Source organism: Bacteroides thetaiotaomicron VPI-5482 (genome assembly GCF_000011065.1).
Classification (GTDB): domain Bacteria; phylum Bacteroidota; class Bacteroidia; order Bacteroidales; family Bacteroidaceae; genus Bacteroides; species Bacteroides thetaiotaomicron.
This window is the reverse complement of sequence record NC_004663.1, coordinates 565880-580226: the sequence shown is the minus strand read 5'-3', so window position 1 is coordinate 580226 and position 14347 is coordinate 565880. Positions and strand designations below refer to the sequence as shown.

At 38.5% G+C, this 14347-nt stretch carries 10 protein-coding genes; all 10 read right to left on the bottom strand.

What is annotated here, in order from left to right; all coding sequences use genetic code 11:
* Nucleotides 1–5 precede the first annotated feature (5 nt).
* The 10 genes from BT_RS02300 to BT_RS02255 all read right to left on the bottom strand — a co-directional run bounded on the left by BT_RS02300 (nucleotide 6) and on the right by BT_RS02255 (nucleotide 14328).
* Nucleotides 6–1172 carry a Coenzyme F420 hydrogenase/dehydrogenase, beta subunit C-terminal domain gene (locus tag BT_RS02300; protein ID WP_008766018.1) on the bottom strand — a complete coding sequence of 389 codons (1167 nt, stop codon included), beginning with the start codon at nucleotides 1170–1172 and terminating at the stop codon, nucleotides 6–8.
* 26 nt (nucleotides 1173–1198) lie between these two features.
* Nucleotides 1199–2731 carry an oligosaccharide flippase family protein gene (locus tag BT_RS02295; RefSeq protein ID WP_016267807.1) on the bottom strand — a complete coding sequence of 511 codons (1533 nt, stop codon included), beginning with the start codon at nucleotides 2729–2731 and terminating at the stop codon, nucleotides 1199–1201.
* 139 nt (nucleotides 2732–2870) lie between these two features.
* The gene (gene rfbB / locus BT_RS02290; protein ID WP_008766020.1) at nucleotides 2871–3983 is read right to left on the bottom strand and encodes a dTDP-glucose 4,6-dehydratase; all 1113 of its coding nucleotides are present in this window, start codon (nucleotides 3981–3983) and stop codon (nucleotides 2871–2873) included.
* Nucleotides 3984–3985: 2 nt separating this feature from the next.
* Nucleotides 3986–4840: a dTDP-4-dehydrorhamnose reductase gene (rfbD, locus tag BT_RS02285; RefSeq protein ID WP_011107282.1), complete on the bottom strand. Its 855-nt coding sequence runs from the start codon at nucleotides 4838–4840 to the stop codon at nucleotides 3986–3988.
* Between the two features lie 3 nt (nucleotides 4841–4843).
* The gene (gene rfbC, locus BT_RS02280; RefSeq protein WP_011107281.1) at nucleotides 4844–5413 is read right to left on the bottom strand and encodes a dTDP-4-dehydrorhamnose 3,5-epimerase; all 570 of its coding nucleotides are present in this window, start codon (nucleotides 5411–5413) and stop codon (nucleotides 4844–4846) included.
* 30 nt (nucleotides 5414–5443) lie between these two features.
* The gene (gene rfbA / locus BT_RS02275) at nucleotides 5444–6331 is read right to left on the bottom strand and encodes a glucose-1-phosphate thymidylyltransferase RfbA (RefSeq protein ID WP_011107280.1); all 888 of its coding nucleotides are present in this window, start codon (nucleotides 6329–6331) and stop codon (nucleotides 5444–5446) included.
* A gap of 174 nt (nucleotides 6332–6505) precedes the next feature.
* Entirely contained in the window at nucleotides 6506–7060 is a 555-nt protein-coding gene (locus tag BT_RS02270) for a UpxY family transcription antiterminator (RefSeq protein WP_008766024.1), read from the bottom strand.
* Between the two features lie 333 nt (nucleotides 7061–7393).
* Entirely contained in the window at nucleotides 7394–9913 is a 2520-nt protein-coding gene (gene galB / locus BT_RS02265; RefSeq protein WP_011107279.1) for a beta-galactosidase GalB, read from the bottom strand.
* 15 nt (nucleotides 9914–9928) lie between these two features.
* A complete protein-coding gene (locus BT_RS02260) occupies nucleotides 9929–12004 on the bottom strand; it encodes a glycoside hydrolase family 20 protein (RefSeq protein ID WP_011107278.1) in 2076 nt (691 codons plus the stop codon).
* Nucleotides 12004–14328, bottom strand: a complete 2325-nt coding sequence (locus BT_RS02255) for a glycoside hydrolase family 20 protein (RefSeq protein ID WP_011107277.1) — start codon at nucleotides 14326–14328, stop codon at nucleotides 12004–12006. Before BT_RS02255 ends, BT_RS02260 begins: the two co-directional genes overlap by 1 nt.
* Nucleotides 14329–14347 lie beyond the last annotated feature (19 nt).

The window sequence follows — 14347 nt, the reverse complement described above, 5'->3', positions numbered from 1 at the left end:
GGCTATTATTGGAGTTTTCTTAATACTCTTTTAATAATTTGTTTCACTATTTTTTTAGTGATAACATATTTGCTATCACCAAAATACTTCTTATATGCAGCATCAAACCCTCTTAAAAGATAAAATTCCCAAAACTCTTGTCGTCTTTGATTAGAACATGTAGGGCGAATTAAGCATGGCTGCATAGCTTCATCTTTCGTTATCTTCCACAAATCAATAGAATCGTAAAGTTTGTTTATCAAGTCTAACCCCATATTAGTATTCACCATTAATAATGAAGTACCTTCACATGAATACAAATCCGGGCGATTCTTCTTGTCGTCCCAAAAATCAGCTATTGTAAAATCTCCAGGACGGTCCAAGTTAGAATATTTACAAGAGTGACAAGAAGGACGATTTATCATTTGAGAAAAAAATATTTTTCCCCAATTAACTACCCAAACAGGATCGACAGCTTTCTGGCCGTTTTCAAAATAAAAACAATAAGAGAAGCGATGACTCCACCCATAAGTTTGTTTGTACCTCATGTTGATAGACATGACCTTTTGGCCAAGTTTCGTCGAACACATATTTATATATTGCTTATATATAAGTGGACTAGGAACAGCATGGCAAACTAAATCAACCGTTAGTAAATTCTCATATGGTTTACGTAAAAAAAGCTTAAGCCCTTCTACTTGACAAGGAGAACCTGTAAACAAAACCCAGCGATCGCTTTTTAAATAAGTCTTTATCTGATTGTAAACACCTTGAATTTCACTCTGGACATATTTTGACCCCATAAAACTCCTTATACCTTCCATCGTTTCCGAAAAGCTATGTCTCACTACTCCATCGTTATCATATTCTACACCACAAACAACCCCTCCCAATTCTATTACAGATCCTGCAATAGCTGTAAAAGCACCACCACTAGAACTGTTCCGTAACGTTACAATATTTTTATGGCGAGCTGCAAAATATGCTTTTGGAGTTGGCCTTATATCCTTCACCTTTCTATAAAGAATAGGACAAGCCATCTCACAAAGTCCACAATTGATGCATTTACCTTCCTCAATCATAGGATATTTAAAACCTTCCACATCTTCCTTAAAAACTATCGCATTATGATTGCAGATTGACAAGCATGCAGAACATCCACAACAATCCTCTGATTTTTTTATTTTTATCATGATCCTCAACAGCTTATTTGATATGATTACAAGTTATTTTTTATAAGCTTACGCACTTGATCAACGACAAATACTCTTTCACTTGCTTTGCAACCCACAAAAAAGATAGCCATAAATGAGCATATGATACATGAGAAAGATAAGATCAAGAACGAATAAAATGATGATTGTAATCGTAATGAGATTAAATAGGGAATTGCAACTGAAAATATCGTCACAGCACATATATTAAAGAAAACATTCTTCATATAGCTTCTAACAGGCAATTGTATCATACTACGAAGCATAAATAAACGAAGTGCCAAACAACATAATGATATACCAATAGCCACATAAAGAGTAATTTCTGGTGCATAACCTCGTTCTAACAATATATATGAAATAGGAAAATTCATCATTTGCATACCGCCTACAACTATTTGGTAATTTCTAATACTGCCTGTTGCCAGCATCGCAGTAATCAAAGGATTTGATATTGATTCACACATGGCAAAGATCAAGACTAAACGGACAAATATGATTGTATAATCAGGAACAATTTTTAACCATATTGATAATATATATTCTGTACTCATGAGTACTGGTAATGACAAAAATAGTAACATATAAAAAGATAATCTTGCCCCCTGAAAAATCAAAGTAAACATGTATTTACTATCACCTACAGCAAATGATTTTGTTATCTGTGGATTTAATGCTGTCATAAAGTTTTGAGCGAAACTATTAATTGCATGATTAACCTGTACAGCCATCCCTCTTGCAGCATTGACAGTTGGACCACAAAAAAGATTTATAGCAATATTTACGCCTTGATCTCTAAGGATTGCTGAAGATGCCCCTATAAAATTCCAACCCGAAAAGCTCAACATTCTTTTCAATAGGAATCTATCGATTCGACAAAAACATTTACATTCCTTAAAATGTCGCCTACAATATATAAAATAAGCAAAGGTTATAACAATTGCTACCACCAACAACAAAGCCCCATAAACAATCAATTTATCTACTGACATTAATACTAATAAATAAACAATTAAGAGTTTAAGTGACACCTCCAGAATACTAACATAAGCAAATGCAGACATTCGTTCGTGTGCAATAATTAAAGCATTAAAGGGAATACAAATCAAATTGACTCCAAAGGTAAAAATTGAGAACTGAAGCACCCAATTTGCCGCATTCATACGAACTTCGGGTATATTCATTTTATTATTAAGAAACCACACTCCTATAAGCTCAGCAAGTATAACGACCACTAAAGCCATTAAAAACTGTATAACTACTGCTGTAGAAAATACCGTCTTCAGTCTTCGTAGATCACCTTTGCCCAACTCAATAGTTATAAAGCGACTAATGGCAGAAGACAATGAGGTAGATATAATAGCAAACATAGTTACTACTCCCCCTACCACATTATAAATACCAAAATCTTCAACCCCCAACGTAGCTAGTACCACACGGCTAGTATACAATGATACCATCATGGTAAATAACATACGGAAATAGAGAAGAAAAGTATTCTTAGCTATTCGCTTATTATTGTAATTAGTAGTTATCAAATATAAAACAATTATTCAGTAAATATCCGGAACTTCGTATCCAACTCCAACTTTAGATGTTTACAACATCAAAAGCTATTTTTCATATTAGTACTTTAATTATTATGTGAATAAAAAGGCTCTATATAAAAGAGAATATTCATTCATTCCTATATATGGAATCGTAATACTCCTGATAATCACCACTTGTCACATTGTCCATCCATACCTCATTATCTAAATACCATCTCACAGTCCTTTCGAGACCTTCTTCAAACTGCAAACTCGGCTCCCAGCCTAACTCTTGTTTCAGCTTAGCGGAGTCAATTGCATAGCGTAGATCGTGCCCCTTTCGATCAGAAACATATGTAATTAAATCTAAGGAATAACCTTCGGGATAACCTAGTAACCTATCAACAGTTTTAATAAGAACCTTAATAATATCTATGTTCTTCCATTCATTGAACCCACCAATATTATATGTCTCTGCTATTTTACCTTTGTGAAAAATAAGATCAATGCCCCGAACATGGTCGATTACATACAACCAATCACGAACATTTTCTCCTTTGCCATACACGGGCAATGGTTTACGACAGCGAATATTATTGATGAATAATGGTATAAGTTTTTCAGGAAATTGGTAAGGGCCATAATTATTGGAACAATTCGTTACAATTGTAGGCATATTATAAGTGTCGTGAAAAGCACGTACAAAATGATCACTACTTGCTTTAGAAGCAGAATACGGACTGTGTGGACTATACCTCGTGGTTTCCTTAAAAAAATCATGACCATAAGGTCCCCTACCGTCCTTATTGCCACTAGGATTCGTTAAATCCAATGCACCATAAACTTCATCTGTAGATATATGATAAAAACGCTTGCCTTCATAACCTTCAGAAAGAGACTCCCAAGTTAATTTAGCCGCTTGAAGCAGAGAAAGGGTTCCCATTACATTCGTACGAGCAAAAGTAAAAGGATCATTAATACTACGATCTACATGACTTTCAGCTGCCAAGTGAATAACCCCATCTATCTTATACTCACTAAACAACTCTATCATTTTTTCAAAATCACAGATATCAGCCTTTACAAAAACATAATTAGGCTTATCTTCAATATCTTTCAGATTAGCTAAGTTTCCAGCATAAGTCAATTTATCCAAATTGATAATACGATAGCTGGGATATTTATTCACAAACAGACGGACAACATGACTACCAATGAAACCAGCACCACCAGTGATCATTATATTTCTTGAGAATTTCATGATTAATTATTTTCTTTATTAATACATTTCACAAGAGAATCTTTCCAATAAGGAATCTCTACACCAAAAGCCAGCTTCAATTTTGTTTTATCTAATACTGAGAAATGAGGACGTTTTACTTTACTAGGAAATTCATCACTATGGCAAGGTTGAATATCACAACTATTTCCACTCAATTCACAGATTTCTTTAGCAAAATCATACCATGAACAAACACCCTCATTACTGAAATGATAGATACCTTGTTTGTGATATTGATCCCCCTCAATCACTCTATAAATAATATCAGCCAAATCTTTTGCATATGTAGGTGTACCAATCTGATCAAAAACAACTCTCAATTTATCTTTATCAGCGGTTAACTGTCGCATAGTCTTAACAAAATTCTTACCAAATTGAGAATACAGCCAAGCTGTACGAAAAATCAAATAATTACAGCCCACACGTTGGATGCTTTGTTCTCCTGCTCTTTTTGTTTTACCATAAATACCTAAAGGATTAGTTTCACAGTCTTCTCCACATGGCATATTCTTATCACCTTGAAATACATAATCAGTCGAAATATGAATTAAAGTAGCATTAACTTCTTTTGCAGCAATAGCCAAATTCTCTACAGCTTTATTATTCAATAAGTCTGCCATATCATAATCATCTTCTGCTTTATCTACATTCGTATAAGCAGCACAGTTAACAATTACCTTTATATTATCCAAATGTATCATATTACGAATAGCATCTAAATCTGTAATATCCAACTCTGCAACATCAGTAAATATATAATTATTCAAACTTGTAGCTGCTATGCATCGCATTTCATTACCAAGCTGCCCATTAGCTCCAGTTACTAGAATATTCATTATTTAATATAGACTTTCATTATAGTTAAACAACCAAGAAGCATCTTTCAATAATTCATGATGATTATCCTTCTCAGACAAAACAATCTCATTTGCCGGAACTCTCCAATCAATACCCAAATCAGGATCATCCCATGCCAAAGCCCCTTCACTTTGCGGAGCATAGAAATTATCACATTTATATTGAAAAATAACTTCATCCGTCAGCACACTGAATCCATGAGCAAAACCACGAGGAATAAAAAATTGACGATGATTATCTTCTGTCAGTTCTACAGATACATACTTTCCAAACGTTGGTGAGCCTTTGCGAATATCTACCGCAACATCCAAAACAGCACCTTTAATAACACGAACTAATTTACTTTGTGCATAAGGAGGCTTCTGAAAATGTAAACCTCGTAGCACCCCATAACTAGACTTACTCTCATTATCTTGTACAAAATTCACTTTACGAACTTTCTCGTTAAATTTCCGTTGCGAGAAAGATTCGAAGAAATAGCCACGATCATCCTTAAACAAACGAGGTTCAATAATGAACACACCTTCTATAGCTGTTTTAATAACTTCCACTGTGATTATTTTGAAAATTAAGTATTAAGTTTATTTCTGTGTTAACTCATCAATTACCTTTAACAAATATTGTCCATACTGATTCTTTAGCATAGGCTGGGCCAGTTCGCGCATTTTATCAGTAGTAATCCATCCATGACGTAAGGCAATACCTTCCAAGCATGCTACCTTCAACCCTTGACGTTTCTCAATAACTTCAATAAAAGTACTGGCTTCGGATAAAGAATCATGAGTTCCTGTATCCAGCCAAGCGAATCCACGACCTAGCAGCTGCACTTTAAGTTCCTGATCATTCAGAAATTGCTGATTCACCGCCGTAATCTCTAATTCACCACGCGAAGATGGTGTGATATTTTTAGCTACTTCCACCACTTTATTAGGATAGAAATAAAGACCGACTACTGCATAATTAGATTTTGGCTGAATAGGTTTTTCTTCTATACTCAGAACATTCCCTATTTTATCAAATTCAGCAACACCATAACGTTCAGGATCGGCAACCCAGTATCCGAAAACAGTAGCTTTATTCTCTTCTTCTGCAGTATGCACAGCTTCTTTCAGCATATGGGTGAAACCCTGACCATAGAAAATATTATCACCTAGTACCAGACAAACGGAATCGTTACCGATAAATTCTTCTCCGATAATAAATGCTTGGGCTAATCCATCCGGAGAAGGTTGCTCTGCATATTCAAAATGTACACCATAATCTGAGCCATCTCCTAAAAGACGTTTAAAGCCCGGAAGATCATAAGGAGTAGAAATTATCAGAATCTCACGTATACCAGCCAACATCAATACCGAAATAGGATAATAAATCATTGGCTTATCAAAGATAGGGAGCAGTTGTTTGCTCACTCCTTTTGTGATCGGATACAAACGAGTACCTGAACCACCGGCTAAAACAATTCCTTTCATTGATTTGTTATTAGTACTCAAGATTTGAGTGGCAGGGTATATATCCTTCCACTCAAAAAAATGAATATTTTATTAAATAAATAGATTACCTTCCGAGATTAAAAAAACAGTTCTAAAGGTCAAACATGAAGTGTCCGACAACAAGGTGTTGAGCAGATGATCGTAATGTTATGATTAGTTGATTTTTTCGCAATACCACTTGGGAATATGTAGCATGACGCCGATAGTAGCTAACGTAACAACTACGTAATAGCTCTTCTTGTATTGCGTGAGTTTGCCTTCAAGTCCGGCAAACGGGCCACGGATCACCCGAACTGCTTGTCCGGGACGGGCTTCTGCTGTTACTGTATCGACATAAAGAGTTCCTTTATAATTAGGATCGCATACGGCACGGAATTCCAACATCTCACAGTCTGGAATCTCATAACACCGCCGTGTACTCCGGTCACGAACAAGCAAAAAAGGTATAGTACAATCTTTTACCCTTTCTAAAAGTTCTTTTTCCGTAAATTCTTTCTCGATAAACAGCAGATTGTGTACAGCTGGAGTCAGTTTCCGATGCTTTTTACCATCAAGCGTCTCATGCTCGATATATCGCATCGGAATAAAATAATTTACCCCTTTTTTTTCCAAATATTTCCCCAAATGTTCTTCTTTACAATAGAAGGTTTGTACAGCATACCATGCCTTCCTTCCCTCTGTTTGTCGTTCTTTGTCCAAATCATTCATTATCACCCATTACCCCTTGTTTTTTATTTCATCACTTACTTAAAAGACAAAAGCGCCCTGACTTTCATAAATGAAATCCATTTATGAAGCAGTAGCGCATCTCTTAAGGATTTAGCCTTTTTATCTTATCTCCATATAAGAACCAAGGTTCATAGAGAAACGGATACAGTACTAAAACGATGCAAAAGTAATACAATTTAATAAAAGAACATACTTTTACAGCTTTTATTTTGCCTGCAAAGATGTTAAACTCCTGCCTGCTTAAACAAAAACTCCTCTAAGTGTATCGCAATGAAACACTTAGAGGAATTACACATATTACAACGATATTTCTTACTTCTTAGCTTCCTGACAGCTTTCAATGATCAAGGCTCCTTTTTTCAAGCCTTTGCCCGTAGCTTCAAGGGTTATTTTGCCCGGTTGCTCTGTCGAAGATACAATAGCAGTCATCATACCGCTGAAGACTTTCATCTTCGGATGCTGGAAAGATTCCAAGGAAGCTGCATTACCATTAGCTCCTGCACGGTAACTACCCTCTCCCTTCACTTTGAAACTGATTTCATGTGAGGCATCCGGACACAGATTACCGTCTCTATCTACCACTCGCACTGTCACAAAAGATAAATCTTTTCCATCCGCTTTGATTACATTACGATCGGCTACCAATTCAATATGATCCGGTTTACCGGCTGTATGGAGTTCTTTTTCAGCTACAGCTTTCCCGTCAGCATCATAAGCCACGACTTTCACCGTACCCGGCTCATATTTTGTATCCATCCACATCAGGCGGTAACGGCTCTGACGCTTCAGGTTCATGATGGAAACAGAGTCAGCACTGTTATCAATGGTTACGGAAAGGTCTTTGGTACGTTTCCCTTGGCTCTTTCCGTTGATGAATAATTCGGCTGAAGGATAGTTGGTATATACAAAGACAGGAGTTATCTCTCCCTCTCGTCCTTCCCAATTCCAGTGAGGAAGAATGTGAAGTGTTTCCTGTTCTTTATTCCAGTGACTACGATAGAGATAATAACGGTCTTTGGGCAGCCCTGCTAAATCGATAATTCCAAATAGTGAAGAATGACTGGGCCAATCTGTATAATAGGGAGTCGGTTCACCCAGATAATCGAATCCTGTCCAAACAAACTCTCCTATGCAATAAGGTAAGTCCTCATGCTGAATAAAATCATCCTCAGGCAGATTGGACCATGAACAAGACTCCACATCATAAGAAGAAGACTGGTGATCATCATATTTCTTCATCCATTGCCGGGTAACAGGGAATTTATATACTCCACGCGAACTAACCGTAGAAGCAGTCTCACTACCCAAGACTATCTGTTGAGGAAGTTTTTTATAATTCTCCTGATATTTATGTGGCCTATAATTAAATCCCGCAATATCCATTACTGCCGCCATATTATTATTGACTACAGCATCCGGCGCATCCATCCCCTGTGTGACAGGACGTGTCGGATCTTCACGATGACAAAGTTCCTGTAGAAAATAAGACATTTTAGGTCCTTTATTTCCATCCCATTGTTCGGGAACCTCATTTCCGATGCACCACATCACCACACTCGGATTATTACGATAATGACGTAGCAAGTTCGTCAAATCCTTTACTGCCCATTCGTCAAAAACATGACGATAGCCGTTCTTAACCTTCATAGCCTTCCATTCATCAAACGATTCCGCCATCACCATCATTCCCATCTCATCACAAGCTCTGATTAACTCAGGAGCAGGCATATTATGAGAAGTACGAATCGCATTACAACCCATATCTTTCAAAATACGAATCTGACGACGAATAGCAGCATCATTCACAGCGCCTCCCAAGGGGCCGAGATCATGATGATTGCATACGCCTTTGAATGAAGTTCTCTTTCCATTTAAGAAAAAGCCCTTATTGGGAATGACCTCAATAGTACGAATACCGAAAGATGTTGTATATTCATCCTTCAGTATATTGCCTTCATAGACTTTAGAGACAGCCTGATAAAGAACAGGAGTTTCCGGGCTCCATAAAGCCGGACGACTGACAACAAGTTCCTGGCTGAAGATATTATCATCAAAACGGGAACCTTGTTTTTCATCAGTAGTTACTACTTTTCCATCCTTATCTTTAAGTTCAGTCACTATACGGTATGCATCAAACTGTTTTCCGGAAGGTACGACCAAAGTCGTTTTTATATTCACTTTCGCATAATCATCCTTCACTACCGGAGTAGTTAACTGTGTACCCCATGTCGGAATATGAGCATCTTCCGTTACTACCAGATGTACATTTCTGTAAAGTCCGGCTCCCGGATACCAACGGGAAGATTCTGTCTCATTCTCCAAACGAACAGCTAAAGTATTCTTTGTCCCCTCTTTCAGATAGGGAGTTACATCCAGATAAAAGGTATTGTATCCATAAGGCCAATAACCAGCCTCCTGACCGTTAATATACACACGAGCATGGCTCATAGCTCCGTCAAAAATTAATGTAGCCTTTTTCCCTTTGACAAAAGAGGGAGCATCAAAATTCAGCCGATACCAACCCACTCCGACGAAAGGAAGACCACCTGTACGTCCGGCATGTTCCATCGCTTCTTTTTGTCCGTCTTGCGCAATGGCTGTCAATTGCCTGTCATTATCTATACCAAAAGGTCCATAAATAGCCCAGTCATGGGGTACTACCACAGATTGCCACTTGATATCATTATAGTCAGGCTGAATAAAATCAGCATTATCTTCACGTGTAAACTTCCACCCTTTCTCAAAAGTATACGAGGTTCGTACTTGTGCACTGATCACAGAGAAAGAAAAAAGGAGGGCTATTCCTAATAAGTATCTAATATTTATAGTCATAAATTATACATCTGATTATTTCACTACTATTTCATCTGTAAATATCCATCCGCCAAACTCTTCTCCGGCACGAGCCTGATAACGTATATACCGTCCTTCAGCACTGCCTTCCCATGAAATACTAATAAATTTAATAGCTTCTTTTCTATTTACTTCAAAAGTATATTGTTTCAATTCTGTGAAGTTTGCTCCATCATCAGAAATGGAAATAGTGACAGATTCAGGCAAAAAGACCTCTGCCCCTACCACTTGCATAAAATCAGCAGAGACAGAATGGACAGCAGTTTCCGTACCCATATCAATGGTAACATCCAATCGCTTTTTATCGATAAAACCTTGCCAGGATCCATCTCCATAAGTCCAGTCGCCACGAATACCATCAGTAAGAGCTGTATTTCCCTGCGCAGGATAGTGAGGACTATACGGAGCATTATAAATCACCTTTTTCCCCACAGCCAAATGACTTATCGGCTTCAAAGACTCCGGACGACTTCCTATCTCATTTTTAAGATCAAAAGTATGATATCCTTTCGCTTGCAAATCATCAACTGCTTTCAATGCACGATTATGAAAGTCTGTCCATGATTTACGTTCGGAAGCCGACCAAGCCACTTCTGCCAAAGCAAGGATACGAGGATATATCATATATTCCATATGCTCCGGAGTGGGGATATATTCTGCCCATAGATTTGCCTGCACACCATAAACAAGTTTTGCCTGTTCTACAGTTAAAGAATCTGAAACCGGATTATATGAATAAACCTTCTCCAATGGCAAATATCCTCCGATGGCTTCCGGCTGAGAATACGGAGCATCCTGATAACTATCCAAATAACAATATTGACCGGGAGTCATAATTGCCTGATGACCGGAACGGACAGCAGCAATACCTCCCTCTTCGCCACGCCATGACATTACAGTAGCATTAGGAGCCAGACCACCTTGAAGAATTTCATCCCAACCCAGCAACTTACGTCCATGTGCATTCAGAAACAGTTCAATACGATGAATCAGATAGCTTTGTAGCTCGTCTACATTAGAAAGATGTTCATCCTGCATCCTTTTCTGACATTTCGGACAAGTCTTCCAAGCCGCCTTACCAGCCTCATCGCCTCCTACATGAATATATTCCGATGGAAAAAGCTCCATTACTTCAGTAAGCACATTTTCTAAGAAAGTGAATGTTTCTTCATTTCCAACACAAAAATCTGCGTTTTTATAAGGTTCACCCGAACAGGAGAGTTGCGGATAAGCAGCCAATACTTCTTCTGAATGAGCAGGCATCTCGATTTCAGGAATGATTGTGATATAATGCTGCTGCGCATATGCAATAATCTCCTTCATGTCATCCTGAGTATAATAACCACCGGAAGCACCGGGCTCATCAAAACGGAGATATTTCCGTCCGCCATTCCACCACTTCTTCCAGTTGGCATCAGTACGCCAGGCGGCAAATTCCGTCAATAAAGGATATTTCTTTATTTCAAGTCTCCATCCTGCCGCATCCGTCAAATGCAAATGCAAACGGTTTAGTTTATAAAATGCCAATGCGTCTATCTGTTTCTTCACAAATTCTTTAGAGAAGAAGTGGCGGGAGACATCCAGCATCATCCCACGATAAGCAAAACGAGGGGTATCCTGTACTTCAACAGAAACTATAGAATAACCCGTGCCCGAAAGCTGAGATAATTGCAACAGTGTCTGAATTCCATAAAACAACCCAGCACCGGAAGAAGCCTGAATCAGAATATGTTTAGGAGTAACGGATAATATATAACTTTCCGGTGACACCAACTGAGGATTCTTTTCTGTTATCAATAAAGACAAGACATTCTGTTTATCTTTCTTTTTCCCTTCCTTAAATTGTACAGGTAATGCAGTTTTCAGATAGTCGCCCAGAAGAATAGCTTCTTCTCCTTGTAAGTTTGTATAAAGCTTTGTTTTTTCAGAGAGTAAAAAAGAGCCCGTACCCTGTTCCATCTTTAAGGGAACAGGAATTACGGACTGTGCATTAATGGGATGTGCACAAAGACACATCCCGATTACCCATAAGAAAAGACAAACTTTAGTGTATCTCTTTCTTATATTCATTAATTAATTGTGATTTCGTCTACAAATAAAAAGCCTGGATAACTCTTACCACCATGCCATTCCGGAATACTTTTCTCGGGTGAAGCTATAACTTTCACATATTGTGCAGTTACAGGTGTAAATGTTAGTTTATGGTCATAAACACCATTTTTATCAGTTTCCTTCATTGCAGGATAAGCTTCAGATGCCACTTTCGTGAAGTTTGTGCCGTCTTCTGAAACTTCTACAGAGAGTCCCCTTGTATCAAAAACCCAATCTCCCTTCTCTACGCAAGTAGAAATGGCAACGCTTGAAATCTCTGTTGGTTGTTTGAGATCAATAGTCACATCCATATCATTTCCTCTAAATGCAATCCAGCGTCCGGTTTTATAGTTACCATTTCCTTTCAAGCCATCTACCAACGTAGAGACACCTTTGAACTCATATTGTTTATTCACCGGCTGATTAGCAACAATCGGCTTCATGCTTGATTTACTGAAATCGATTTTCTCAGAAACGACACGACTATTTCCAGTAGGGCGAATAGCTATAGCCGAGAAGTCTGCATTTTCCTTAATCTTCAAAGCGCCATCATAAACGGGAGAAGTACTAGTCGGCTCTGTACCATCTAGCGTGTAGTGGATTGGCGCATTGTCAATTGTAGTAAGTGTAATGTCTAAAGTACCATCAGCCGGATTCGGAGTAAATTCTGCTTTTACGTCAAATACGTGCTTTGCATAATTATATCCTTCTGCATCATACCACTTAATCAGTCGTGGAAGACGAGATAAGAAATCTTCGTAGTTCTTCTTATCAGGTGTTGACCACTGGACTTCACACAAAGCAGCCCAACGAGGCAAGACCATATATTGAGCATGAGAGAAAGTAGCAATATATTCTGTCCAGAGATTAGCCTGTACACCTTTTATATACTGCTGTTCATCCGGAGTAAGGGAAGCCGGCATCGGCTCATAGCTGTACACCCTTTCCATCGGCAAATAACCTCCGATACCGAAAGGTTCATTCTCAGTATCTTTAGCCTGATAATAATCAAAATACAGATAAGTGTTCGGGGTCATGATCACATCATGTTTCTGCTTGGCAGCTTCAATACCTCCACTTTCGCCACGCCATGACATAACTGTTGCATTAGGAGCAAGTCCGCCTTCGAGAATCTCATCCCAACCGATAATCTGACGTCCGTGATCGTTCAGGAACTTCTCTATATGATTGATAACGAAACTCTGCAAACGTTCTTCCTTACTATGATTCTTATCCGATTTCAAGCCCAACGCTTTGATACGTGCCTGACATTTCGGACATTTCTCCCATCTTACCTTCGGACATTCGTCACCACCTACATGGATATACTCTGAAGGGAAGATTTCAATCAATTCGCCATATACATCTTCCAGGAATTTCAGAACCTGATCGTTGCCGGCACAAAGTACATCATCGGCTACTCCCCATTGTCTCCAAACTTCATACGGTCCACCGGTACAACCCAATTCCGGATAAGCGGCAAGGGCAGCCAGCATGTGTCCCGGAAGGTCAATCTCAGGAACAACAGTGATATAACGTTCTGCGGCATAATCTACAATTTCCTTAGCCTGTTCCTGTGTATAGAATCCACCATAGGGTGTATTGTCATATTCACCGGAGTTACGTCCGATGACCGTTCCCGATCTTTGAGAACCTATTTCCGTCAACTTCGGATATTTCTTGATTTCCAGACGCCATCCCTGATCGTCAGTGATATGCCAGTGCAAACGGTTCATGTTGTGCAAAGCCAGCATATCAATATAAGTCTTCACTTCATCAATTGTGAAGAAATGACGACTAACATCGAAATGTGCACCACGATAACCGAAACGAGGAGCATCCTTAATTTCAACAGCAGGCAATGCTACATCAGCACCCAAAGCAATAGGCAATGATTTACGCAAAGTCTGAATACCATAGAAAACTCCGGCTTCTGTAGGGGCAGTTATCGTGACACCTTGATCGGTGACTTTCAACTGATAAGATTCAGGGTTTTCTACTTCTGAGCCTAACGCCAGCACTATAGCATTTTTACCTTCAGTTCCGGCTTCAATCGAAAAGTCTTTTCCGGTTGCAGTCTTCAGATAATCAGCCAAAAATTGCGCATTACGCTGCATCTTCTCATTTCCTTCCGGATAAAGGATTTTCACACCGCTTTTCAAAATAAAGGGGTTTACTTGCGATGTTACAATTTCTTGTGGCAATGGGATAATCTGATAATTGGCTTCTTCTTGTACCGAGCCACAAGAGCTCATCAGTCCTGCCAGTGCCACACATCCTGTTAATTTTAGGAGTTGTTTCATAAAATAAAAATTAGGTGTT